Origin of the sequence: Sorangium sp. So ce887, assembly GCF_051521455.1 — a bacterium.
Lineage (GTDB): Bacteria > Myxococcota_A > Polyangia > Polyangiales > Polyangiaceae > Sorangium.
In genome coordinates this window covers 6,294,851-6,319,799 of record NZ_CP150354.1, presented here as the reverse complement: position 1 = coordinate 6,319,799, position 24,949 = coordinate 6,294,851, and the positions used below count along the sequence as shown (strand labels likewise).

The window sequence follows — 24,949 nt, the reverse complement described above, 5'->3', positions numbered from 1 at the left end:
ATCTCTTCTCCGGAGCCGCACGCAGGAGAGCCGCGCGTGTGCAGTGCATCCATTGCATCAATGCATCAATCGTGCGCGCCTCGATTCGGTATCAGGGGCAGCCTGATGGTGAAGGTTGCTCCCTTACCCTCCGCGCTGCGCACGAAGATCTGGCCGCCATGCGCCTTGACGATCTCCCTGCAAATGAAGAGCCCGAGGCCCATCCCGCCGGGCGATGAGCCCCTGGACCGCTCCACCTGGTAGAAGCTCGAGAACACGTGCGGCACATCGGCCGCGGGGATCCCCGGGCCGTAGTCCTCCACGTCGAGCTCGGCGGCGCCGCCGGCCTGCCGCAGGCGCACATCGATCCTGGGGGAGCCGTCGGCATACCGGAAGGCGTTGCCCAGCAGGTTCAAGAGGACCTGCTCCAGGCGCGCGGGGTCGCCGTTCACCACCATCGGCGCCGCCGCGCTGGAGGGCAGATCGACGTGGATCTTCGGAGTCGGCGAGAGCGTCTGGGCGACCTCCGCGGCGCGCGAGACCAGGGGGACGAGCTCCACCTCCGAGAGCTTGAGCTCGAACTTTCCGGTCTGGATCCGGGTCGCGTTCACGAGATCGTCGACCAGCCGCTCGAGCCGCTCGGTCTGGGCGCGGGCGAGCGACGTGAAGCGGCCGAGGCGCGGGTCGCCGTCCGGCGGGAGGAGGGTGCTCAGCATGTCGAGGTAGCCGCGCAGGGGCACGAGCGGCGTGCGCAGCTCGTGGCTCGCCATCGCCATGAAGCGGTCCTGCAGCTTGCGGATGCTCCGCTCCGTGATGTCGCGGATGACGATCACGCCCTGCTCGACCGCGTCCTTGCCGGACGGGCCGCTCCCGCCGATGGGCTGGCCGGTGGCCTCGAAGTGCCGGGCCGTGCCGCCGGGGCCGGGGGCGGTGAACTCCATCTGGAAACCCTCGCCGCGCGCGGCCCGCTGCTCCGGCGTGTCCTGGTAGAGCACCGGCCGGCCCTTCTCGTCGTGCACCGTGAGGCGGCCCGCGCCGAACATCGCCTGGTAGGCCTCGTTCGTGAGCACCGGCCGCCCCGCGCCGTCGACCACGAGGAGCGCGTCGCCCATGCTGCGCAGGATCGCAGAGAGGCGCGCCCGCTCCACCTCGACCGGCGCGGCGAGCTCCTGGATCTCGCGGCTCCGCGCCTCCAGGTCGGCGTTCGTGGTGTTGAGCTCCTCGATCGTCGCCTGGAGCTCCTCGTTGACCGTCTCGAGCTCCTCGTTGGTCGCCTGGAACTCCTCGTTCAGCGTCTCGACCTCCTCCATGGCGGCCTGCGCCTCCTCGGTGGAGACCATCAGCTCCTCGTTCACGGCGCGGAGCTGCTCGTGCGCCGCCGTGAGCTCCTCGTTGGCCCGGAGCAGCCGCCGGTTCTGCTCGGTCAGCCGCTGGATCGCCGTATGGTCCTGCTCCTGGGTGGACTCCAGCCGGGCGAGCGCGGCGCCGAGGGCCTCGTTCTCGCGGCGCAGGCCCTCGCGCTCGGCGGCGACGCGCTCGTCGGTCCGCTCGCGGTCGGCCCTCGCGGCCGCGAGCTCGGCCTGGAGCTGCGCGTCCCGGCCGAGGATCTGCTGGACCTGCTTCCGGCGCCGCACCGCCTCGGTGACGTCCTCGACCACGATCAGCGCAGCGTCGATCTTGCCGGGCTCGACCTCGGGGCGAGGCCCGTGGCAGGTGATCTGGAGGTACGACGGGTCGCCCGCGGGCGGCGGCTCGATGGCGACCTCGATCGGCTCCGACGACTCGCCCCGGAAGGCGGCCTCGATGGCGTCGAGCAGCGGCCGGTGGGGGACGGACTGCGCGAGGTGCACGAGATCCTGGCCGAGCGCCGTGCCGTGGATGCCGAGCAGGCGCCGCGCCGCGAAGTTGATCTCCAGGATGTCGTAGCGGCGGTCGACGAGGACGATCCCCACGCGGAAGCTCGAGAGCAGGACGTCGATGGACATGCGGGCGCGCGGGAGCTCCTTCGGGAGCTCCTTGGGGATGCCGCGCAGGGGCAGGAGGGGGCTCTCGCCGCGGGGCGCGCGCCGGGGCGGCGTCGGGGCGGCGATGCTCGAGGGGGGCACGAGGATGCGCTCTCCGCGGCGCACGAAGACCTTCTGGTGGAGGTCGTTGGCGACGAAGTACTCGCTCAGCGGGCTCGTGGTCTCGGCCTTGCCGAGCACGAGATAGCCGCCTTCCCGCAGCGAGAAGGCGAAGAGGTGCAGCGTGCGGCGCTGGAGCTCGCTCGTGAAGTAGATGAGCACGTTGCGGCACAGCACGAGATCGAGGTGCGGGAACGGGGCGCGCTGGCCGAGGTCGTGCTCGCCGAACACGGTGAGGCTGCGGATACGCTTCTTCACCTGGTACTGGCCGTCGATCGCGACGAAGTAGCGCTCCACGAGCTCGTGCGGCAGCTCCTCGACGCTGCTCGCCCCGTAGATCCCGCGGCGGGCGAAGGCGACCGCGTCGACGTCGACGTCGGTCGCGAAGATGCGGACGTGGAAGGTGTCGAGCTCGTTGCCGAGCAGCTCGCTGACCAGGATGGCGAGCGAGTACGCCTCCTCCCCGGTGGCGCACCCGGCCGACCAGATCCGCAGCGATCTGCTGGCGCTCCGGGCGTGCGTGATGAGCGCGGGCAGGATCACCTCCCGGAGGTGCGCGAAGAGCTCCGGGTCGCGCATGAACTCGGTGACCTTGATCAGGAAGCTGTTGACCAGCCGCTGGTGCTCCTCGGGGCGCTCGGCGAGATAGCGCATGTAGTCGTCGAGGGTGTCGGTGTTCGTGGCGGCCATCCTGCGCCGGAGCCTGCGCAGGATGGTCGCCTGCTTGTATTTCTTGAAATCGATCCCGCTCCGCTCGCGCACGAGGTCGAGCAGCCCGTGAAGCTGGTTTTCGTCTTCCTGGCGGGGCTCGACGTACGATCCAGACAGGAGCTCGCCCACGATGGTCCCGATGCGGTCGAGCTCGGCCACGATATCGACGGTCGTCGGGGCCAGCGACTCGGGCATGCCGCGGAACTTCGCTGTGTCGGGGTTCTCGATGACGACGGTGCCGCCGAATTTCTTGACGTGACGGGCGCCGGCGGTGCCGTCGGAGCCGTTCCCGGTCAGGACGACGGCGACGAGGTTCTCGCCGAAGATCTCCGCCGCGGTGCGGAAGAGCGTGTCGACGGACGGCTTGGGCCGCGCGGCGGTCTCGGGCAGGAGCCGGAGCTCATGGTCGGTGATCTCGACGTCGCGGCCCGCGGGCACGACGTAGATGACGCCGTCCTCGAGCGGAGCGGCCGTCTCCACGGTGCGGACGGGCAGCTCGCTACGGCGGCGCAGGACGTCGCCGAGGTGGCTCTGCCGCCTGGGGTCGAGGTGCTGGGCGATCACGATCGGGGCCGGGAACGGGGTCGGCAAGGTGGAGACGAGCGTGCAGAGGGCCTCGATGCCCCCGGCTGAGCAGCCGACCACGACCAGCTGAGATCTGGAGCGGGCTTCGGTCATGAAAACGTCTCACATTTATACATGCGGGACGCGGCGCACGCCGGGATAGTTGCGGTGAAGGACAGCCATTCAAGGGAGGGCGAGGGGAGCCGCGCGAGCGACAAGCGGGCTGCGCGGTGCCCGTGGGAGCGCTATGCCAGGCAGCAGAAGGTCGACGGTGCGGCCGGCAGCATCTCGCCGACCGGCTCGCCGCCGCTCGGGGCGCAGGCGCCCGGATCGACGGCGACGATCTCCGCCGACTTGCTGCCGAGGCCGAGCCGGGCGGCGTGACCCCGCTCGGGGCACCGGAGAGGGTCGCCGCGACCCGCTGAGCTGCCCAGGCGCAGCATCACACCATCCGGCGACGCGGCGGCGCCGAGCAAGTGGGGACAGAGGACAGAGGAGAAACCGCTGTGTCCGCGGGGGCCTCTGTGGTTGAATCCATGGTTCATGGACCAGGGTGAAGACGGAGGGCGGCGGGTAGCCGGGAGTGGACGCGGATGAGCCGGTTCACGACAGTCCTCCGAGGCGCCCACGAGCCATCGCGGCTCCCGGAGGCGCTCCTCCGCGCGCTGGAGGAGCTCGTGACGAGCCTTGGAGAGACGCACTCCCTCGCCTTCACCGTGACCCGGAAGGAGGCGGGAACGGCGGACCGGACTCCGGCGGTCGAGTATGCCTCCGAGGGGGTTCGCTTCGTCCTCGAGGCATCGCAGCGGCTCCGGTATTACCGGCTGGAGACGAGCGTCCTCCGCTCGGAGTTGCTCGATGCGGTCGCGCAGCTCGTCCGGGAGAGGCTCCCGCAGTACACCCTCGACGAGCTGATCGACCTGGCCGCCCGCGAGGTGGAGCGGACGCCGGTCCCGCTGGAGCTCCTCGCGGAGGTGGCGAGTCATGACGACGAGCTCGACGACCGGATTCCCGCGCTGTACGAGCGCGCGCTGCGGTCTCCCCGCCCCGAGGTCAGGGCCCAGGCGGCCTGGTGCACCTACGAGAACAGGGCCGGCTGGGCGCGGTTCGTCCCCGTCCTGCAAGCCGCCCTCGAAGGGGAAGAAGAGGAGTCGGTCCGGGTGGACGTCACCACCGTGATCGACCTCTTGCAGACCGAGCTTCAGCGCGAAGAAGAGGAGCAGGTCCGCTGGAAGTACCCCGGGCTCGATCGCGTCGAGTACGACGTGACGAAGCGGCGAGGGCTGTCCGCCGAGGAGCAAGGGTCGCTCCGGCAGGCGGTCGCCTTTCTCCGGATGCCGTACGGGATCTACTGGTGGTACTCCGAGCGGAGCCTGAACATGTCCCTGGAGAGCGCGCTCGCGTCACTGCGCCACCTCGATCGCTGGCGGGACGAGATCGAGCGTTCGTTCCAGTCCGAGGTCCCCTACGACCACTCGGACCCCTTCATGAACGAGGACGGCATCCATCCGCTCGGGGCCTACATCATCAGCAGCCAGTTCCTGTGGCATTATCACGAGTCGGACGAGGCGGAGCGCCATCTCCTCCGCTCCCTTCACCTGGCGGAGACGCTCATGACCCGCGGGCAGGCCGGAGCGGTCCCGGTCATGCCCCGCGTCCCCCTGAAGGAGCGGTATCCGGACGGCGTATCGCGCGCCTACCACGATCCGCGCCTTCACGCGGTCAACCACTTCTATCTGGGAGAGCTCCACGAGCGGCGGGGCGCCCATGAGCAGGCCGCGCGCCACTACGCGCGCTTCGCGGAGCTCGAGCCCGATTTCTCCCCGAGGAACTCGTACGCATCGCACCGGGACTACTACGATATCAAGAGGTTCTATCCGGGGACGGTCGAGGCGTATGGCAGGCTCGGGAACCTGTACCGGGACCACCTCGGGAATCCGGATGCGGCGCGACTCTACTACGAGAAGGCGCTGGAGCTGCCCCCGTCGCACCACACGCCGTACCGGGATTACGCGCTCCTCCTGCGCGAGGCAGACCCTCGCAGGGCGCTCGATCTGGCGCGGGAGGAGGTCGAGACGCTGGCCTCCTATCCGGATCCCGATCCGAGCCCGGTCGCGAGGTGTCTGCCCGTCGAGCCTCGCGACGTGGTCGAGCGGTTCAACGAATGGCGCTCTCACCCGATGGCGCCCCGCGACGAGATCGACGCGGTGACGCGGTCGGTCCTCCGGTTCCTGAAGAACCTCTCCGCCGAGCCGTACCGGAACGCGTACCGGAGCTGCGATGAGCTCGCGCAGCAGGTGGAGAGCGCCTTTTCGCGGGGCGAGTGACCCCGGGCGCTCGCCGTATCAGGGGCGCTCGTGCTCGCGCGCGAGCGCCCGGAAGCCCTCGTCGACGAGCTCGAGGAGCCCCTCCGTCGCGCCGCGGGCGATCCACGCCTCGATCGAGCACTTCATGATGGCGATCGCGCAGTTGGCCAGCACCTGCGGCGCGAGATCGCGCTGCGGATCCAGGTTCATCCGCGCGGCCAGCGGCTCGCTGATGGCCTCCGCGCAGTGGCCGAGCCGCTCGCTCTGCCTCGCGCGGACCGCGGGCGTCTTCGCGATGAACTGCTGGACCGCGACGAACCGCGGCAGGTTCCCCTCGGAGAGCCAGCCGAGCGTATCCCGGATCGCGTTGCGTATCGCGACGAGCGGCGGCTCGCTCGGAGGGCGCGCGCGGACCGCCTCGCACGCCACCTCGATGAGCTGATCCATCCAGGCGATGAGGAGGTCTTCCTTCGACTCGAAGTAGCGAAAGAACGTCCTCCGCGAGATCTCGACCGCTCCGAGCACCTCGTCGAGCGTCGTCTGCTCGTAGCCATTTTTCAGGAAGAGGTCGATCGCGGTCTCGATGATCTGGACGCGCGTCCGCTCCTTCTTGCGCTCTCGGAGCCCCGGGGCCTGGCCCTCCGCCATGCCGCGACGCTACCACGCGCAGGATCCAGGGGCCTCTCCTTGACAAATGCTACTCAGTGGCACATTCTTCCCCCTGTCGCGGCTCCGCGCCGATCTCGAGCGATCTCGGGCGAGGGAGCGCGCTCTACCCCAGGTACGGAGTCCATCCATCGCCATCGCCTCGAGCGGCGGCCGAGGCCTCGGCGCGGCCGTCGCGCGCGGGCGCATCGCAGGAGACCGCTTTGCCGCGGACGCCGGAGCGGACACCGACGTTTCGGCGCGCGCGCCGGTCGGCTCGGGCGGATCGGCGCGCGCGCTGTCGTTGCCCGCCGGAGGACGCGCGAAGAGGCGGCCCTCAAAGGATCCACGATGAACACCAAGGAACACGACAAGGTCGCGCTCATCACGGGCGCAAACCACGGTATCGGCCTCGAGCTCGCGCGCCGTCTGCTGTCGGAGGGCTTTCAGGTCATCGCGCTGAACCGCTCGGCGTTCTCCGAGGACGATCCGCTGATCCGGGAGAGCCTCGAGCGCCGGAGGCTCCGTGTCCACAGGGCGGATCTGTCCGATTTCGAGGGCCTCAGGCGCGCGCTCGGCGCGATCAAGGCGAGCGAAGAGAAGATCGATGTGCTGTTCAACAACGCCGGCGGCAGCGTCCCGGAGCTGACCTTCTCCAGGCAAGGCCGCGAGCTGCACTTCGAGCTCCAGGCGGTGGTGCCCTACATCATCGCGATGGAGCTCAGAGAGCTGCTGCGGAGGGGGGCCTTGAAGACGGTCGTGAACACCTCCTCCAATGCGTTCGACAGGACGAGGCGCTTCGACCCCGACGCCCTGGAGCGCCCGGCGTCGTTCAAGCAGCTCTTCGGCCCGTACGCGACGTCCAAGCTCGCGCTCTCGCTCTGGACGCGTGAGGTGGCGCCGCTGCTCGAGGGGGACGGGATCAAGATCCGGAGTGTGGATCCAGGGCCCAACAACACCCTGAGAAAGGGGAAGCGGTCGGGGCTGCCGTTTTACGTGGAGCCGCTGATGCGGTTTTTCTTCCCGCCGCCGAGCCAGGGCGCTTCTCGGCTGTACGAGGGGGCGTTCGGCGCGCACCGGGAGCTCTCGGGCATCTACTTGAGAAAGGACCGCGCGAGGGATCTCCCGTTCCGGGAGCAGGGGCCGAGGGTGCTGGAGAAGGTGCGCTCCATCCACGAGCGGGAGTTCGCCGCCCGCTGATCTCTCGCACCAGGAAGGATAGCCGTCCCTTCCGTGGACGCCCTGGAGCGCCCGGCGTCGCGCGGGTATCCTGCGCACGGACGCGGGGCCGGCAGCACACCCGGAGCGCGGAGGGCGTGGCCTCTGCGCGGTGGGACCGATCCAGGGCGGCAGGAGCCATGACGACTCGAGCGCGATGGGATCGGTGGGCCGCGCGGCTGCTGGAGACGAAGGCAACGATGCGTCACCTGCGCCCCCGCACGGCGGCCCTCGCCGGGCTCGCCGCCCTGGGCCTCGGGCACGCCCAGCCCGCCTCGGCGACCCAGCTCCGCTTCACGACGACGGCGCCGGGCGGCATCGTCGCCACCGGGAACACGCTGGGGCTCAGCAAGCAAGTCAATGCGAACGGGCCGGGCGTGGAGGACTCGATCGGGACGTTCCTCTCGCTCGGCGGCAGCGTCGACGACACGCCGCCGAACGCCGCGAACCCGTGGCCCGCGGGGACCACGGCGGACTGGAGGCAGAACGGGTCGGCGGCGGAGCTGGTCCTGCCGGGCGAGCTCGACGTTCTCTACGCGGAGCTCATCTGGGGCGGCAGCTACAACTACGGCGACGATGTCACCGCGTTCCTGGGCACCCCCGTGACGCTGAGCACGGGCGGCGCGTCGATGGCCGCGTCGCCGGACGAGGCGACCTCGGTGACGCTCGCCGAGGCGGCCATGAGCGGGTTCTCCGTGAACTACTACCTGCGGTCGGCGAACGTGACCGCGTTCGTGCAGGCCCACGGGGCCGGGGCGTACGAGGTGCGCGGCGTGCCGGGCACGCAAAACGAGACGAACAACTCGCCGAACGCCGCCGGGTGGACGCTCGTCGTGGCGTACCGCGACGGCACGCAGCCGGTGCGCAACCTGTCGGTGCTCGTCGGCGGATCGTTCGTCGACGAGGACACCCAGCAGGACTACGTGGTGAGCGGCTTTTGCGCGCCGCCCTCGGGGCCGATCGAGGGGAAGGTCGCGATCAGCGCGATCGATGGGGACGCGGACCTCGCCGGCGATCAGCTCCTGCTCGCGCCGACGGTGGCCGACGTGTTCGTGAACCTGTCGGGCGGCAACAACCCCGGCGACAACTTCTTCTGCTCGCAGCTCAACGACGCGGACGGCAAGCTCGACACGCGGGGCACGTTCGGCAGCGCGAACCAGGACGCGATCGCCGGGGTCAACATCTCCGGCGGGCGCCAGGGGTGGGACGTCACCTCGGTGCCCGTGAGCTCGGCGGGCGGGCAGCTCGTCGCGGGGCAGCGGTCGGCGGTGATACGGACGATCACGACGGGCGACTCGTTCATGCCGGCGCTCGCCGCGTTCCAGATCGACGTCAACGCGCCGCGCTTCACCGGCGGGGCCTCATCGCTTCGCACGAGCGCGGAGTTCGTCGAGATCGGTGACGCGCTCACCGTGACCGTGACGCTCGACAACCAGGGGCAGGCCGCGGCGACGAACGTGCGTTTCAAGGTCCCGCTCCAGGGGGGGCTCGCGCTCCAGCGCTTCACGACCGACGGGGTCGCGGGCGACGCGCAGGGCGCGCCGGTCGCGGCGGGCGATCTGATGGCGGGCGTCGACGCGGGGGACCTCGCGCCGGGCGAGCAGCGCACGGTCGTCCTCGAGCTCGACGTGGTGGGCCCGCCGCAGGGGAGCGCGTTCTCGCTCCACCCGACATGGGGGTACGAGTTCGTCACCTGCCAGGGCGAGCCGCCGCTGAGCGAGAGCTACGGCAACTTCGCGACCGTCGGCTTCGAGGGAGAGCCCGGCGCGGGCGGCGGGGGCGGCGGCGAGGGCGTGTCTTCAGGCACGGGCGGCGAGGGCGGCGGCGAGGGCGTGTCCTCGGGCACGGGCGGCGAGGGGGGCAGCGCGGGCGAGGGGGGCGCGGGCGCGGCGCCCCCGGGCGACTCCGGGGACGCGGGCTCGGATGGCGGCTGCGGCTGCGCGACGCCCGGGCAGAGCGGGCGTGCCAGCGCGTCGATCGCAGGCGCCGCGCTCCTTGCGCTGGCCGCCGCGACCCGCCGCCGGCGCGCGCGGCGGGCTCCGCGCTGACGCGGCTCCGCGGTGTCTCAGCCGCGGGGGTGGCCTGATTGGCCCCGGAGTGAATCCCACGAAGGCGGGAAGTCATGAAGATCATTGATCTTTTCTTCCCGCCTTCCCGCCTTCATGTTCAAATCCGGCCACCACCCGGAGCGCCGCCGGCAGCGCCGAGGCCACGGCGGCCCTGCACGCCTCCATCGAGGCGCGGAGCTCCTCGAGCGAGGGCCCGGGCGGATCGAGCGGCGGGTGCACAACGACCCGCAGGACGCCGGGCGCGGCGGCGTAACGGCTCTTCGGCTGGAGCGCGCCCGCGTCGACGAGCGTCACCGGCAAGACGCGCGCGCCCGCGGCTGCGGCGACCCGGAAGGCGCCCAGCCGGAAAGGCAGGAGGCCGCCCGTCGCGCTCCGCGTGCCCTCCGGGAAGAACACCGTCGACCACCGCTGCATCAGGTTGCGCTGCGCCGCGCCGAGATCCGCGACGGCGCCGCGGGCGCGCCGGTCGACCGGCGTGTGGCCGTACAGGCGCATGCCCCAGCCGAGCACCGGCACCCGGAACAGCGCGCGCTTCGCCAGGAAGCGGAACGGCGTGCGCCCCTGCAGCACCACGAGCAGCGCGAGGATGTCGAGCGTGCTCTGGTGGTTCGCCGCGATCACGTAGCGCTCGCCCGGCCGCGCGTGCAGGGCCCCCTCGGCCTCGACGCGCACGCCGACGAGCCAGAGCGCCCCGCGCGCCCAGATCACCGAGAGGCGGTCGTGCATCCGCTGCCGCGGATCGAAGGGGAAGCAGAGCAGGCCGACCGGGAGCAGGACGACGAGGAACAGCATCGCCCACGCGTGGGCGAGCGCCGTGCGCACGACCTCCACAGGACCGGCCGGCGCCACGGCAGCGCCCTCGCCCCCCGCCGCCGTCACTTGGCGACCGGGGGAGCCTCCGGCCCGTCGAAGCGCGGGACGAAGCCCTCCACCGAGGCGAGCGTCTCGAGCAGCGTCACGTGGCGCAGGCGCGGGATCGCCACGTACGTCGGCACGCCGATGTCCTCCTCCGGGATCGCGATCGTCGCCGCCGCCGCGAGCTCCGCCACCGTCGCGCCGACGATCTGCGTCGTGCCCATGCTGCTCGGGCCGGCCGACCGGATCTCGCGCGGCAGCTCGGCCCAGTACGCCCGCGGGGTGCCCTGGAACGCCGCCTCGACCGGGGGCCGCGGCCAGAACGTCGGCTCCGTGAGGCCGAGCTCCTCGACGAGCACCTCGCGCTCGGCGCGGACGTCGCGCGCCTCCTGCTCGTCGCCCAGCGCGTCGAACGCCTCGGCGAAGCGCTCGAGCGCCGTGACGAGCTGCGTCCGGTTGCCCGAGGCGCGGATGAGCTCGAGCGTCTCCCGGCCGTACGCCCTGAGCTCGCCGACGTCGCGGCCCAGGAGCGCGAGCGCGTGCATCCGGCCGACCCGGCCGAGCCCCACGGCGTACGCGTCGCCCGTCCCCGCCGAGCCGATCTCGACCGCCCGCTCGTAGGCGGCGAGCGCCTCCGGGAGCTGGCCCTGCACGAAGAGCACGTCGCCGAGGTACCCCTCGGCCCAGCCGCGCCCCATGCCGATGCCCAGCACGCCGCTGAGGTTGCACGCGTTGGCGAGCAGCACGCGCGCCCGCGCGAGGTGGCCCACGTGGAACTGATGCCGGCCCGCGTACATCGTGCCGACGTACAGGTAGAGCCCGCTCAGGCCGTGCTCCTCGGCGTACGAGAGGAGCTGCGCGGTCGACCGGACGCCGAGATCCCAGTCGAACCGGCCCTCGGCGAGCACCGCGTAGTAGAACCACGTGCCGAGCAGCCGCACCGGGTCGCGCAGGCGCTCGGCGAGGCGCGCGGCGTCGGCGGCGCTCTGCTCGGCCTCGGCGTAGTAGCCCGCCTGGCTCAGCGCGACGCAGAGGATGCCGCGCGAGTGGCACAGCTCGATGTACTCGCCCGCCGCCTCCGCGAGCTCGCAGCCGCGGCGGAGCGGCTCGGTCGCCGGGCCCACCTTGCCGGCCGCGCACAGCGCGCGCCCGAGGATGTTCGCGGGCAGGCACTGGTACGGGCGGAGCTCGGGGCTCGCGCCGACGGCCTGGAGCGCCTTGCGGCTATGCGCCACGGCGTCGGCGAACTCGCCGCGCACGTAGTGCACGCGCGACAGCGCGCTGGAGAGCGCCGCGGTGACGAGCGGCGTCTCCGGCAGCGCGCCCTGCGTGCGGCGGAGCAGATCGAGCGGCTCCGCCGTGCTGCCGAGCAGGCACGCGACGCGCGCGAGCTCGTGGGCGCAGCGGGCCCGGAGATCGATCCGCGCGGGGTCGAGCGGCAGCCGCTCGAGCAGGGCGAGCGCCTGCTTGAGCCGCCGGCTCGCGCCGTGCGGGTCCTGGAGGCGGTCGGCCTCGACCGCAGCGAGCAGGTACGTCTCCGCCGCGCGATCGAGCTCGCCGGCGCGCTCGACGTGGTGCGCGAGCGTCCCCGGATCGCCGCCGCGCAGCTCGATGCGCCGCGCGATGCGCCGGTGGACCTCGCCGCGCTCCTCGGGCGGCACGCGGGCGGAGAGCTGCTCGCGCGCCACGTCGTGCGAGAACGACGTGAGGCGCCCGTCCTCGCTCATGCAGACGTAGTGGGCGGCGGCGTCGCGCAGGGCGCTGGCGACCTGCGCCGGGTCGAAGAGGCCGAGCTCGACAAGGTCGTCGCGCAGGAACTGGCGGCCGATGAGCGCGGCGACGCCGAGGACCTGGACCGTGGTGGGGTCGAGCGCCTCGATGCTGCGGGAGAGGACGTCCGAGACCGAGGCGGGGGCGCGGTAGTGCGCGTCGGCGCGGGAGAGCTCGAGCGCGCCGCTCCGGCCGCGCTGCAGGAAGCCCTCGGTCTCCATGTTGCGGACGACCTGGATGTTGAAGAGCGGGTTGCCGGCGGCGAGCAGCGGGACGCGGCGGACGAGCTCCTGCACGAGGTCGTCGCCCGCGCCGCGGCCGAGCGCGGAGAGCAGCGCCCGGTTCGCCTCGGGCGGGAGCGGGCCGAGGTCGAGGCGCTCGACGTTCTTCCACGCGAGCCACCCCGCCGTGCGCGGGGTCATCGGCGACGAGCCGGGCGAGCCGCGCACCCCGGCCGAGGCCGGCGGGGGCAGCGTCGAGCCGGCCACGCTGCGCGCGCCCGGGAACGGCGGCCGGGCCGTGCCGAGCAGCAGGACCGGCATCTCGGCGAGGTGGTCCGAGATCCGCAGGAGGACGTCCTGCGTCGCCTCGTCGGCCCAGTGGACGTCCTCGATCGCGAGGACGACGGGGATCTCCTCGGAGATCGCGCCGAGCAGCCGCAGGAGGAGATCGGCGATCCAGCGCGTGCCGCCCGGGCCGATGGCGCCGCCCTCGTCGGCGAGCCCGACCGCGCGGATGAGCTCGGGGACGAGCCCCTGGAGCAGGGCGGCGTCGTCGGCGACCACGAGGCTGACCAGGCGGCGGATGCGCGCCGCGCGGCTGTCGGTGTGCCGCTCCAGCCAGAGCGCGATCTGCGTCAGCGCCTCGCGGATCGCGGAGTAGGGGACGAGCCCGGAGAGCTCGCGGCACCTGCCGTACGCGACGATGGCCGTGCCCGTCTGCTCGACGCTCCGGAGCAGCTCGGTGACGAGGCGGCTCTTGCCGACGCCCGTGTCGCCGACCACCACGGCCGGCCGCGGCTCGCCGAGCACCGCGCTCTGGAGGAGCTCCGTGAGCCGGCCGAGCTCCAGCTCGCGGCCGATGAACGGCGCGTCGTCGAGGGCGTCGGGCGCGGCGGCGTCGCGCTCGCGCTCGGCCGCCTCGGCGGCCGGGGGCTGCGAGGTGCCGTGGAGCGTGACGTAGTAGAGCTCCTTGAGCCGCGCGCAGAGCCGGGCCGCGCTCGAGAAGCGCCGCGCGGGATCGCGGTGCATGAGCTCCTCGACCAGCGCGACGACGGGCGCCGGCGTCTCCGGGGCGACGTGGGCGAGCGGCACGAGGGTGCCGTAGACCTTCTGGTTGATGACGCTGTCGACGGTGCCGTCCGCGAACGGGAGGCGGCCGGCGAGCAGCTCGTAGAGCATGACGCCGACCGCGTAGAGGTCCATGCGGGGGCTCGGGCGACCGAGCGCGCCCCGCTTCAGGCACTCGGGCGCGAGGTAGGCGATGGTGCCCGCGTTGACGCGGACGTGCTCGGGCTGAAAGCTCACCGTGAGCGTGGCCAGGCCGAAGTCGAGGATCTTGAGCCGGGGCTCGTACGGATCGGTGAGGACGATGTTGCTCGGCTTGAGGTCGAGGTGCAGCACGTTGAGCGCGTGGCAGTGGGCGAGCGCCTCGGCCACGCGGCGCGCGATGCGCAGGGCCTCGATCGTGTCGAGCGGGCCCATCCGCGCGAGGTACCGGTCGAGCGTCTCGCCCCGCACGAGCTCCATCGCGAGGTAGAGGCCGATGCCGTCGAGGACGCCGTACGACGAGAGCTTCACGAGCGACGGATGGCGCAGCCGGAGCAGCGCCTCGATCTCGTTCTGCTGGGCGAAGAGCTGCCCGACGTTCTGGGCGCTCACTTCCTTGAAGATCTTGATGGCGGCGTCGTTCCCGGACTCGTCGTGGCCGCGGAACACGGCGCCGAATCCGCCCTCGCCGAGCGGCTCGTCGATCGTGTACTCGCCAATCCTGGCGCCGCGCTCGATCAAGGGACCGCCGACCATCGCTCCTGCCCTTCCGAGTACTCCGTCATCGCTCGCAGAAGGCTCATGATACTCCGGACGCGGCGCCGTGACGCCGCGCAATGGCCCTCTTCACGGCCATTTGGCGCCTCGGGGCGCGTCGCGCCTCGACCGCTTGCTGCATCGCGCGTGTCTGGACAAGAAACGTGCGTGTCACATTGGGGCAGCAATTCCGGTGATGGCCGGGATCTTCGCGCCCCGCGCGCTCGCGCGGCGGCAGGGAAGGTGAGCCCGCATCCAGAACTGCGATTCGACCCCCAGGATCGGGGCCGGAAATGACGACGGCGGCGACCCCCTCCAGGAGGGGGACCGCCGCCGCGTCCGGACTCAAACCGTTCCGGGGATCAGGTCCCGCCGCTGGCCGAGCCGCTGGCCGAGCCGCTGACGCTCGCGCTCGCCTTGATGTTGACGTCGATCGAGGCCGTCGCGCTGGCCGACGCGTCGACCGCGGCGGCGACGCAGGCGACCGCCTTGCCGCCGGCCTGGAGCGCCGCGTCCTTGACCTCGACGCCGGCCTTGCCGACGCCGGACACCGCCGCCGCCAGCTTCTTGCCGGTCCCGAGCTGGACCTTGGCGATCGCCGGGAGCGACGTCCGGAGCGCCGCGATGAGCTTCTGCGCGTCGGCGTTCACCTTGCCGTTCGCAACGATGCGGACGTTCGGCGGATCACACGACGCCGTGCCGGCGGTCTTCGCCGTGCACTGCATCTGGCAGCTCGGGTCGATGCTCGGGGGCTTGAAATCGCCCGAGCACTTCGGCTCCTTGATCTCGGCGCTGCAGCCGCCCGAGCACGAGCCCGAGCACTTGGCCGCCGCCTTGATCTCGCAGGAGCCCGAGCAGGAACCCTCACAGGTGCCGGAGCAGGTGCCCTCGGCCTTGGCGTCGCACTTGCCGTCGCAGGTGCCCGCGCAGGCCGCGCCCTTCGAGTCCTTGCCGTCGCACTTGCCGTCGCACTTGCCGCCGCAGGTGCCCTTGAAGCCGACGTCGCACTTGCCCGAGCAGCTCGCGTTGCAGGTGCCGGAGCACGCCGCGCCGGCCTCGACGCTGCACTTGCCCTTGCACTCGGCGTCGCACTTGCCGCTGATCTCGCCGCCCTCACAGCTCGCCTCGAGCTTGCCGGGCTGCACCGGCGAGCCGCAGTCGCCGAGGCACTTCTGCATGGCGGTGACGTCGGCGTAGCACTTCGGCGGCTCGATCTGGACCGCGAGCTTCGCCTCGGCGTTCGCCTTGACGGCGGCGTTCACCTTGGCCGAGACCGCGTTGCAGACCTTCTCGGCGCCCTTGCCGCCGCCCGCGTCGGCCTTGAGGTCGGCGTCGCTCATGCCGAGATCCTTGCCGAGCTTGCCGCACGAGGCGATGAGGTCCGCCTCCATGTCCACCGTGAGCTTGTCGAGCGAGGCCGCGGCCTCGAGGAAGCCCTTGATCTTGCCCTGGACATCGGCGCCGCCCTCGAACTTGAGGTCGGCAATGCCGCCGTTCTTCAGCTCCTCGCAGCCGCTCGCGGCGGACGCCAGGTCACCGGCGGGCCCGGGCAGGCTGTCCGCGCCGGGGATCCCCTTGCCACCACAGTTCACGAGGAGAGGCGAAGCCAGCCCGAGCAGGGCCACGGGCATCGCAAACAACTTCCATCGATTGACGCTCATCTCTGAAACCCTCCGGCACCTCGATGGGTACCCCTTGGGGCGCGGACCCTACACCAACGACCGCGACCTTGAAAGCCGGGACAGCCGCGATCCTGCGCGGCCGTCGCTCGCAATGCCGAGCAGCCCCCGCACTCCGGGCCCCAGCGATAGAGCGCCCTATTGCCCCAAGTCACGATGGCTGTAAAGAAACAAGCGGAGAGCGCCGAGCGGCGAACTCCATTGACACCGGTGAACGCCGGGTGACGTCGACCGCCGCGGCGCTCCCCCCGGCGCGCCGCTACTCGTCGTCGTCGAAGGGGAGGGGGAGCTGCGCGAGCGGGCGCGCGCCGACCGTGGGCCCGCCCTTCTTCTCGAAGAGCGCCTGCTCGCGCGCGATGTCGGCCTCGACGAGCTCCTGGTTGTCGTAGGCGAACGCGAGCGCGTCGAGCACGCGCGCGGGCCCGAGGTTCGGGTACCGCTTGAGCAGCGTCTCGACCGACGCGCCGCCGCGATGCCACGCCCAGAGCCGCCGGACCGGGACGCGCGATCCGGCGACGTGCGGGCTGCCGGCGAGCACCTGGATGTCGCACCGAACGTGAGGGTGAGGAACGCGGATTCGCGGGAGCACCGGCGCGGCCATCGCGCGGCGGAGCCTAGTACCGGTCGCGTTCGGATGGAAGGGCGCCGCGAGCCGGCGGGCACGCTCGGCGCCGCTCGGCGCTCCGCCCGCACGCCCGCGCGCCGCCATCGTCAGCGGCGTCGTGGCGCGCCGTTCGGCCTTCCGCCGGCGCGATCGGAGCTAGCCTACGCCGCGGAGGCGCGCGAGCATCGTGCCCGTCGTCACCGACCGGAGCTCATCCACCATGACCCAAGCCGAGAAGAACCCGCTTCGCGAAGGAATGCCCGAGGAGCGAACCGCCTCGCCGGCGGCGCTCGTCATCTTTGGCGCCTCGGGCGACCTGACCCGGCGCAAGCTGCTGCCCGCGGTCTACAACCTGGCGCTCAGCCGGCTCCTGACCGGCGGCTTCGCCGTGGTCGGCGTGGCGCGGCGTCCGAAACCGGATTTCGCCCAGGAGATGCGCGAGGCGGTCGGGAAGTACTCGCGGCGCCCGATCGAGGAGGCCGCCTGGAGCGAGCTGGAGAAGGGCATCAGCTACGTCCAGGGGGCGTTCGACGAGCCCGAGACCTACACGCGGCTCGCCGCGGAGCTCGAGCGGCTCGACGCCGAGCGCGGCACCCGCAAGAACCGGGTCTTCTACCTGGCCGTCGCGCCCGACCAGTTCGCGCCCATCGTGCGCGGCCTGCGCGCGGCGAACCTCGTCGCGCCGCCGTCGCACGAGAAGGACGCGCCGTTCCAGCACGTGGTCGTCGAGAAGCCGTTCGGCGAGGACCTGGCGAGCGCCCGCACCCTCAACCGCGACCTGCTCGCCCACCTCGCCGAGTCGCAGATCTACCGGATCGATCACTACCTCGGGAAGGAGACGGTCCAGAACCTCCTCGTCTTCCGGTACGGCAACACGATCTTCGAGCCGCTCTGGTCGCGGCAGCACGTCGATCACGTGCAGATCACGGTGGCCGAGGAGATCGGCGTCGAGGGCCGCGGCAAGTTCTACGAGAAGGTCGGCATCACGCGGGACATCGTGCAGAACCACGCGCTCCAGCTGCTCACGCTGGTCGCGATGGAGCCGCCGTCGTCGTGGGACGCGGACGCGGTGCGCGACGAGAAGGTGAAGGTGCTGCGGACGCTCCGGCCGATCGAGGGGCCGGACGTGCTGTCGTCGACGGTGCGCGGCCAGTACGCGCCCGGCATCGTGCGCGGCGAGAAGGTCCCCGGCTACACCGAGGAGCCCGACGTGGCGAAGGACTCGAAGACCGAGACCTACGTCGCGATGAAGCTCCACCTGGACAGCTGGCGCTGGGGCGGCGTGCCGTTCTACCTGCGCGCCGGCAAGCGGCTGGCGAAGCGGGTGGCCGAGGTGGTGCTGCACTTCAAGCCGCTGCCGCACGGCCTGTTCAAGGGCGCCCCCGGCGCCACCGACGAGCCGAACGCGCTCGTGATGCGCCTCCAGCCCGACGAGGGCATCTCGCTCCGGTTCGCGGCGAAGATCCCGGGCAGCGGCATCGCGATCCGCGGCGTGACGATGGACTTCCGGTACGGCGCGGCGTTCGGCTCCAGCACGCCCGAGGCCTACGAGCGGCTCCTGCTCGACGCGCTGCGCGGCGACGCCACGCTGTTCACGCGCGCCGACGAGGTCGAGGCGCAGTGGGGCTTCGTCGATCCGATCTTCGAGGGGTGGGGGACGCAGAACGCGCCGATCGCGCGCTACGCCGCGGGCACCTGGGGCCCGCCGGAGGCCGACGCCCTGGTCGAGCCGACGTCCGATCCGTGCGGCTCGCGCGGCGACCGCAAGCCCTCGGAGCGGGCCTGGAGGCGGCCGTGAGCGCGGAGCGCATCGCCGCGGTGATCAAGCGGGTCGAGGCGGAGCTCGCCGAGTTCTGGTCGGCGCCCGACGAGTCGCGGCCGGAGCCGGCCCCGAAGACGCGCGCGTCGACGATGAACTTCGTCGCGGTGGGCAGCCGCGCCGAGGTCGAGCGCCTGAAGGAGCAGGCCGAGGAGCTCGCCGAGACGCACGCGGGCCGGACGCTGCTCATCACGCTCGACGACCGGCTCGATCCGCTGAGCGTCCAGGCCGACTGGTCGGCCACGTGCCGCCGCGCCGGGGAGGTGCCGATCTGCTACGACCGCGTGGAGCTGACGTTCGGGGTGGCCGCCGCCGAGCGCGTCGCGTCGGTGGTGAGCGCGCTGACGATCTCCGACGTGGCCGTGATCGTCGAGCTCGCGCCGGGCGCGCCGAACGTGCTCGGCGACGCGCTCGCGCCGATCTGCGATCGGCTTGTGTTCGACTCGGCCGAGACGTGCATCGAGCGCATCGCGGAGGTGGCGCGCGGGACGAGGGCGCCGCTCGCGGACCGGGCGTACGTGCGGACGTTCTCGTTCCGCGAGCTCGTGGCCCGGTTCTTCGACGACATGCCGGAGGCGTGCCGCGCGATCCGGCGGGTGGAGATCGCGCGCAGCGCGGGGTCGAAGCCGGATCCTGCGGCGCTGTTCCTCGGCTGGATGGGCTCGCGGCTCGGATGGACGTTCGTTTCGCGTGGGCCGGCGCAATCCGGCGGCGCCGGCGTGGTCGGCCGCGCCCGCGCGGCGGACGGCGCGCCGATCGAGATCGCGCTGGTCGACGGGCCGCCGGCGGAGGAGCAGGCGTGGCGGCGGATCGACGGCGTGCGCCTCTGGACGTCGCTGCGCGGCGAGCCGCTCGCGCTCGGGTGCGTGCGGCTCGACAAGGCGCCCGCCACGGTGCGGTGGACGATGGAGGGGGCGCGGTCGGCCGAGCACCTCCACCCGCTCGGCTACCGCGACGAGACGTGGGTGCTGACGAAGACGATCGACTCGCTGGAGGGCGATCGGCTGCTGCGCGAGGCGGTGCTCGCCGCCGCGGCGTGGAGCGCCCTCTGAGCAGGCCCGGAGCAGAAGTAGATGAGGAGGACCGAGATGAACGGTGGTGGTGAGGAGACGTGCGTCGCGGCGGACGCGGCGGAGCTCGCGCGCCTCGGGGCGGAGCTCATGGCGCGCGCGATCTCGGCGGCGATCGAGGCGCGCGGCGTCGCGCGGATCGCGCTGTCGGGCGGGAGCACGCCGTCGGAAGCGTACCAGCGGCTCGCGGCGCTGTCGCTCCCGTGGGCGCAGACCGAGTGGTTCTGGGTGGATGAGCGCGCGGTCGCGCCCGACCATCCCCGCTCGAACTACGGCGCCGCGCGCCGGGATCTCGCGGCGGCGCGCATCCCGGAGGAGCGCTTCTTCCGGATGGAGGGGGAGGCGCCCGATCTCGCCGGGGCCGCGGCGCGCTACGAGCAGCTCCTGCGCGCGCGCTTCGGGGTCGCGTCGGCGGTGGCGTTCGACCTGATGACGCTGGGGATCGGCGACGACGCGCACACGGCGTCGCTCTTCCCCGGGACGGGCGCGGTCGGCATCGAGGATCGCCTGGTGGCCGCGATCCCGGCGCAGCCGGACAAGGGGCTGGAGCCGCGGCTGACGCTGACGGCCCCGGTGATCCGCGAGGCGCGGCTGAAGCTGCTCCTCGCGCGCGGGGCGAGCAAGCGCGCGGTCCTGGAGCAGGCGAAGCGGCCAGGGCCGGCCGACGAGGTGCCGACGCGCGTCGTGCGCGGCGGGGCCGGACAGCTCGTCTGGCTGCTCGACGCGGCGGCGGCGCCGGCCGGGTAGGGAGCGCCCGGGCAGGGAGCGCCCGGGCTCGCCCGGCGCTTGCGCTCAGGGCTTCCTGGACGACGCGCCGGGCCGGGGCGCCTCGTCGGTCTGCGCGGCGAGCTCCTTCGCGAAGGTGAGCGCGCCCCGGACGCCGACGAGGGGATCGGTGACCACCGCGACGGGCACCCCCGCGAGGAGCGGCGCGAGGCGGCCCTTCTTCAGGAAGGACTTCATGAACAGCTCGCGCCGGGCGGTGACGAGGTTCCTCGCGATGTTGCCGAGGACGAAGACCCCGCCGAGCGCGAGCTCGCGCAGGGCGAGGTTGCCCGCCTCGGCGCCGTAGATCTCGACGAACAGGTCGACCGCGCGCGCCGCGGGCCGGAACGCGCGCGTGAGCCCGAGCTCGGAGATCGCCGCGTTGCGGTCGCCCTCGGCGAGGCGGCGCTCGATCGCGCGCGGCACGCGGGCGGCGCGGGCGGCGAAGAAGTCGAAGAGGGCGCCGAGCCCGTCGCCCGAGAGGACCCGCTCGTAGCTCACGTGATCCGGGTGCCGCTCGACGAGGAACTGCCACACCTCGGTCTCGAGGGCGGAGCGCGGGGCGAAGTCGGCGTGACCTCCCTCGGTCGGGAGCGTCAGGTGGCGGGCGCCGTCCCAGATGAGCCGGGCCTCGCCGAGCCCGGTGCCGGCGGCGATGACGGCCAGGTTGCTCCCCTTCGGCCGCGGCCGATGCTCGGTGAGCGGCGTGGCGGCGGCGCGAGGGATGTGCAGGCAGCCCCGGGCGCCGACCACGAGGTCGTTCACGAGCAGGACGCGCGCGATCTTGAGCCGGCGCGACAGCTCGCGCTCCGCGAGGCGCCAGGGCAAGTTCGTGACGGTGGCGGCGTGGTCCTTGATGGGGCCGGCGACGCCGAGCACGGCGACCGCGGGGTGGGGCGCGTCGCTGCGGACGAGGAAGGGGAGGGCGATCTCCTCGAAGCTCGCGTGCTCGCGGCTGCGGAAGACCGCCTCCGAGAGCGGCTTGCCGCCGGAGGCGTCGTAGAGCGCGAGCCGGGTGTTCGTGCCTCCGATGTCGCCGACGAGCAGCGACGGGGCCACGGTTTTCTTGGTCCTTGCCACGCGGGCGCCCTGCCAGCGCCCTGCGTCGGCGGCAAGGCGATCCGTCATCGGGCGAGCGCGGCCGATGCGATCGTCTCGAGCGGCCCTCGGGCCTCGAGCGATCGCACCGGCGCCGACGCCCCGTGGTTCACGAGGCCCCTCGTCGATGTCCCGCCTTGACCGGGGCCCCGCCTCCGGTCGAGAGTGCCGGCGTGCAGCGGCTGTTCCCCGCGCGCCTGGTCGCGCTTGCCGGCCTCGTCTCTCCCGCCGGCCCAGCGTTCGCCGAGGCGGCGCCGGGCGCGCTCGCGCAGCTCTCGCCGTCGCCTGCGCCCGCGCTCGCGCAGCTCGCGCAGGGCGCGCCCGCGACGCCGTCGCAGCAGCGCGCGCCGCCGCCGCCGCCTCCGCCGCCGCCGCCGCGCGCGCCGGTGACGCCGCCGCTGCGCGCGCCCGCGCCGGTCGTCTCCGCGCCGCCATCCGCCACGCAGGTCGCACCGCGATCCGGGCAGGTCACACCGGCGCCGCCTGCGCAGGCCACCTCCGCGCCGCCGGCGCAGCTCGCGCCGGCGACGGCGTCGGCGTCGGCGTCGGCGCCGCTGCCCGCGCAGGCCGCGTCGGCGCCGCGCGCGCCGGTCACCTCCGCGCCGCCGGCGCCGCTCGCGCCCGCTCAGATCGCCTCCACGCCGGCGCCGCTCGCGCCCGCGCCCGAGGCCGCGTCGGAGGCGGCGGCGCAGCTCGCGCCCGCGCCGCCTCCGCCCGTGCAGCCGCCGCTCGTGCACGTCGCGTCGTCGCCTGCGCCGGCCCCGTCGCCGGCCGCGCAGGTCGTGCTGGCGCCCGCGCGGCCGGCGCAGCCCGCGCCCGCGCCGCCAGCTTCAAGCGCTGACCCGGGCGAGCCGCCCGCTCCCGACCCCCAGCCACCGCCTCCGACGGCCGAGCAGCCCGAGGCGCGCGTCGAGCTGCTCGGCCGCACGGTGTTCGCCGTCCGTGTGCACCGGGGCAGCCTCTCTCCCCCGGAGCGCGCCCGCGAGGCGGCGAAGGTGCTGGAGCGCGCCGCCCAGGAGAAGCAGGTCCCCGAGGTCCGCGTCGACGAGCAGGCGGGCGTGGCGATCGTCTACGTCGGCGAGAGCCCGCTCATCCACCTCGGGCCCGAGGACGCCGTCGCGGCGGGCAACGCCACGGTCTCCGTCCACGCCGCCGCGGTCGCCGCCACGGTGCGCGACGTCCTCGCCAAGGAGCAGAGCCGGAGCCGCCTCGCGACGAGCGTGTTCTCGTTCTCGCTGCTCGTCTTCTCGGGGCTGATCGCGCTGCTCCTGCTCCGCAAGGTCGGCGAGCTCGTCGAGCGGGCGCGCACCTGGGTCGCCGAGCATCCGGAGCGGCTCCCGGCGCTGCACGTCCGCGGCATCGAGATGCTCCGGCCCGCCGCGTCCCAGGGCGCGCTCTCGGTGGCGCTCGGCGCCGCCGGCATCCTCGTCCGGCTGGGCATCGCCTACATCTGGATCCTCTTCGCGCTCTCCCTGTTCGAGCCCACGCGCAACTACAGCCAGAAGCTCACCGGCTTCGTGCTCGCGCCGATGTCGGATCTCATGGGGCGCATCGCGCGGAGCGTCCCCGTGCTCGTGCTCGCGATCCTCGCGACGCTCGCGGTCATCGTCGTCATCCGCTTCGTGGGGCTGTTCTTCGGGAGCGTCAGCCGCGGCGAGACGTCGCTCGGGTGGCTCCCCTCCGATCTGGCGGTCGCGACCGGGGTCCTCGTCCGCTTCGGCATCCTCGTGGCCGCGCTGCTCCTCGCGGCGCCGCTCATCACCGGCACCGACGAGGGGGCGATCACGCGGGTCGGCTTCGTGGTGCTCGCGTCGGCCGGGCTCGCCGGCACGCCGCTCATCGCCTCGGCGGCCGTCGGCCTCTCGATCATCTTCGGGCGGCGCCTGCGCGTCGGCGATGTCGCCGACGTGGGCGGCCGGTCCGGGCGGGTCCGCGAGCTGACGCTGCTCGAGGCGCGCCTCGAGGACGAGGACGGGTGCGTCGTGCGCGTGCCCCACCTGCTCAGCCTGTTCTATCCGACGCGGGTCCGCGGCCGTCCTCCCCTCGTGGCCCTCGAGATCAGCGTCGACCCCTCCGCCGATCTCGAGCGGGTGCGGGAGCTGCTCCTGAAGACGGGCTCGGGCCTCGGCAGCCGCGCCCGCGCCGCGCTCGTCGCGATCGACGACGGGGGCGCGCACTTCCGGGCCACGATGGCCTGCGACGGCGACGACGTGCGCAGCCGCTGGCTCACCGCCGTGGCGCAGGCGCTGCTCGCCGCGGGCATCCCGCTCGGGCGCGCGCCTGTGCCCTCCGGCGCCGCGCCGCGCAGCGCGCCGCAGGACCGGGGCGCGGCCTCGTGAACGCCATCTGGCTGCTGATGGGGCTCCTCGTGCTGTCGTACCTCGGCAGCTCGCTCGTCAGCGGCCGCGTGCTGCGGGGCATCGGCCTCCCCTCGGGCGCCGAGTACGTGGTGCTCGGCTTCGTGCTCGGGCCCTCGGCGCTCGGGCTGCTCGAGCCCTCGTCGCTCGCCGCGTTCGAGCCCGTGGCGGGCGTCGCGCTCGGCTGGCTCGCGATGATCGTCGGCCTCGATTTCGGCTTCGTCGGCAACCGCCGCGTCCGTCCGTCACGCATGGCGCTCGGCGTGCTGATGAGCCTCTTGACCGGCGGCGCGGTGGCCGCCGCGGTGTGGTTCGCGGCGGCCCGCGGCGCGCCGTCGCTGGAGCCCGGCGACCGGGTGCTGCTCGCGGCGGGCGTGGGCGCCGTCTCCGCCGAGACGACGCGGCACGCCGTGCTCTGGGTCACGCAGCGCTACAGCGCGAGCGGCAGGCTCTCGGACCTCATCGCCGACATCGCCGACTGCGACGACCTCGGGCCGCTGCTCATGATGGGCGGCGCGTTCGCGCTCGTCCCGCAGGCGACGGGCCACTGGCCGCTCCCGTTCTGGGGGTGGACGATCGTCACGGCGCTCATCGGCGTGGTGCTCGGGCTCGTCGCGGTCGTGCTCCTCGGCAGCGATTTCCGCCTGATCCAGAGCTGGGGCGTGCTGCTCGGCACGTCGCTGCTGACGATCGGCACGAGCGCCCGGGTCGGCCTGTCGCCGCTCTTCGCGACGTTCGCGATGGGCGTGACCATCGCCGCGATCTCCCGGCACCGCGAGGAGATCGTCGCGATGGTCGCGCCGACCGAGCGGCCGGTCATCCTGCCGGCGCTGCTGCTCGCGGGCGCGTACGTGAGCCCGAAGGCGGCGCCGTTCCTGCCCTGGATCGTGGCGATCGCGCTCGCGGCGCGGGTCGCTGGCAAGCTCGGGACGGGCCTCGTCTTCCGGGTCATGTCGCCGGACGCCCGCGGCGCGTCGCCGTGGCTCGGCCTGGGGCTGCTCTCGTCCGGCGCGGTGGCCATGAGCGTCGGCCTCGCCTTCGCGTTGCGCTTTCCGGGCCCGGTCGGGCACACGGTCCTCTTCGCCGCGGCGGCCGCGGCCGTGTTCGGCGAGGTCGTCGGGCCGCAGGCGCTGCGCGCCACGCTCCGCAAGGCCGGCGAGCTCGCCGCGCCCGAGCGGGAGTCGCTCTTCTTCGGCCGCGGGCTGGCCCGCGCCGCGCGTGACGCCTCGCCGGGCGACGGGGATGCCCCGCCGTCGTCCGCGGCCAGGCGGGGGGAGGGGTAGGAGGTGTCAC

Annotated in this window: 16 protein-coding genes; 9 read left to right on the top strand and 7 right to left on the bottom strand. The window is 73.1% G+C overall.

The features are described from left to right. Positions 1-65: 65 nt before the first annotated feature. Positions 66-3,491: a CheR family methyltransferase gene (locus tag WMF36_RS23270; RefSeq protein ID WP_437581828.1), complete on the bottom strand. Its 3,426-nt coding sequence runs from the start codon at positions 3,489-3,491 to the stop codon at positions 66-68. Positions 3,492-3,545: 54 nt separating this feature from the next. Between WMF36_RS23270 and WMF36_RS23265 the strand changes: the two genes are divergently transcribed. Continuing rightward, a complete protein-coding gene (locus WMF36_RS23265) occupies positions 3,546-3,761 on the top strand; it encodes a hypothetical protein (RefSeq protein WP_437581827.1) in 216 nt (71 codons plus the stop codon). A gap of 209 nt (positions 3,762-3,970) precedes the next feature. Continuing rightward, positions 3,971-5,704 carry a hypothetical protein gene (locus tag WMF36_RS23260; protein ID WP_437581826.1) on the top strand — a complete coding sequence of 578 codons (1,734 nt, stop codon included), beginning with the start codon at positions 3,971-3,973 and terminating at the stop codon, positions 5,702-5,704. A gap of 18 nt (positions 5,705-5,722) precedes the next feature. Here WMF36_RS23260 and WMF36_RS23255 read toward each other — a convergent pair whose 3' ends face one another. Continuing rightward, a complete protein-coding gene (locus tag WMF36_RS23255; RefSeq protein ID WP_437581825.1) occupies positions 5,723-6,331 on the bottom strand; it encodes an acyl-CoA-like ligand-binding transcription factor in 609 nt (202 codons plus the stop codon). Positions 6,332-6,679: 348 nt separating this feature from the next. Between WMF36_RS23255 and WMF36_RS23250 the strand changes: the two genes are divergently transcribed. Next, positions 6,680-7,528, top strand: a complete 849-nt coding sequence (locus WMF36_RS23250; RefSeq protein WP_437581824.1) for an SDR family NAD(P)-dependent oxidoreductase — start codon at positions 6,680-6,682, stop codon at positions 7,526-7,528. Positions 7,529-7,686: 158 nt separating this feature from the next. After that, on the top strand, positions 7,687-9,594 hold the full coding sequence (locus WMF36_RS23245) for an MYXO-CTERM sorting domain-containing protein (RefSeq protein ID WP_437581823.1): 1,908 nt from the start codon (positions 7,687-7,689) through the stop codon (positions 9,592-9,594). 81 nt (positions 9,595-9,675) lie between these two features. Here the strand turns inward: WMF36_RS23245 and WMF36_RS23240 are convergent, their stop codons facing one another. The 4 genes from WMF36_RS23240 to WMF36_RS23225 form a co-directional block, all read right to left on the bottom strand. Beyond that, entirely contained in the window at positions 9,676-10,494 is an 819-nt protein-coding gene (locus WMF36_RS23240) for a lysophospholipid acyltransferase family protein (RefSeq protein WP_437581822.1), read from the bottom strand. Then, positions 10,491-14,264, bottom strand: coding sequence for a serine/threonine-protein kinase (locus WMF36_RS23235; RefSeq protein ID WP_437581821.1), 3,774 nt, complete (start codon positions 14,262-14,264; stop codon positions 10,491-10,493). Before WMF36_RS23235 ends, WMF36_RS23240 begins: the two co-directional genes overlap by 4 nt. 362 nt (positions 14,265-14,626) lie before the next feature. Further along, a complete protein-coding gene (locus tag WMF36_RS23230) occupies positions 14,627-15,925 on the bottom strand; it encodes a hypothetical protein (protein WP_437581820.1) in 1,299 nt (432 codons plus the stop codon). Positions 15,926-16,202: 277 nt separating this feature from the next. Then, the gene (locus WMF36_RS23225) at positions 16,203-16,532 is read right to left on the bottom strand and encodes a DUF433 domain-containing protein (RefSeq protein ID WP_437581819.1); all 330 of its coding nucleotides are present in this window, start codon (positions 16,530-16,532) and stop codon (positions 16,203-16,205) included. A gap of 235 nt (positions 16,533-16,767) precedes the next feature. On the opposite strand from WMF36_RS23225, the gene zwf reads away from it, so the two are divergent. From zwf to pgl, 3 genes are read left to right on the top strand one after another with little or no spacing between them, the layout of a single operon-like run. Then, on the top strand, positions 16,768-18,345 hold the full coding sequence (gene zwf / locus WMF36_RS23220; protein WP_437581818.1) for a glucose-6-phosphate dehydrogenase: 1,578 nt from the start codon (positions 16,768-16,770) through the stop codon (positions 18,343-18,345). Next, a complete protein-coding gene (locus tag WMF36_RS23215) occupies positions 18,342-19,418 on the top strand; it encodes a glucose-6-phosphate dehydrogenase assembly protein OpcA (RefSeq protein WP_437581817.1) in 1,077 nt (358 codons plus the stop codon). The genes zwf and WMF36_RS23215 overlap by 4 nt, the downstream gene beginning before the upstream one ends. Before the next feature lie 36 nt (positions 19,419-19,454). Further along, a complete protein-coding gene (pgl, locus tag WMF36_RS23210) occupies positions 19,455-20,183 on the top strand; it encodes a 6-phosphogluconolactonase (protein WP_437581816.1) in 729 nt (242 codons plus the stop codon). 45 nt (positions 20,184-20,228) lie between these two features. On the opposite strand, the gene WMF36_RS23205 is transcribed toward pgl, so the two are convergent. Then, positions 20,229-21,329 carry a glucokinase gene (locus tag WMF36_RS23205; protein ID WP_437581815.1) on the bottom strand — a complete coding sequence of 367 codons (1,101 nt, stop codon included), beginning with the start codon at positions 21,327-21,329 and terminating at the stop codon, positions 20,229-20,231. A gap of 143 nt (positions 21,330-21,472) precedes the next feature. Between WMF36_RS23205 and WMF36_RS23200 the strand changes: the two genes are divergently transcribed. Then, complete coding sequence (locus WMF36_RS23200) at positions 21,473-23,638, top strand: mechanosensitive ion channel domain-containing protein (protein WP_437581814.1); 2,166 nt, start codon at positions 21,473-21,475, stop codon at positions 23,636-23,638. Continuing rightward, positions 23,635-24,939 (top strand): cation:proton antiporter, encoded by a 1,305-nt coding sequence (locus WMF36_RS23195; RefSeq protein ID WP_437581813.1) that lies wholly within the window; start codon positions 23,635-23,637, stop codon positions 24,937-24,939. The genes WMF36_RS23200 and WMF36_RS23195 overlap by 4 nt, the downstream gene beginning before the upstream one ends. Positions 24,940-24,949: the final 10 nt, after the last annotated feature.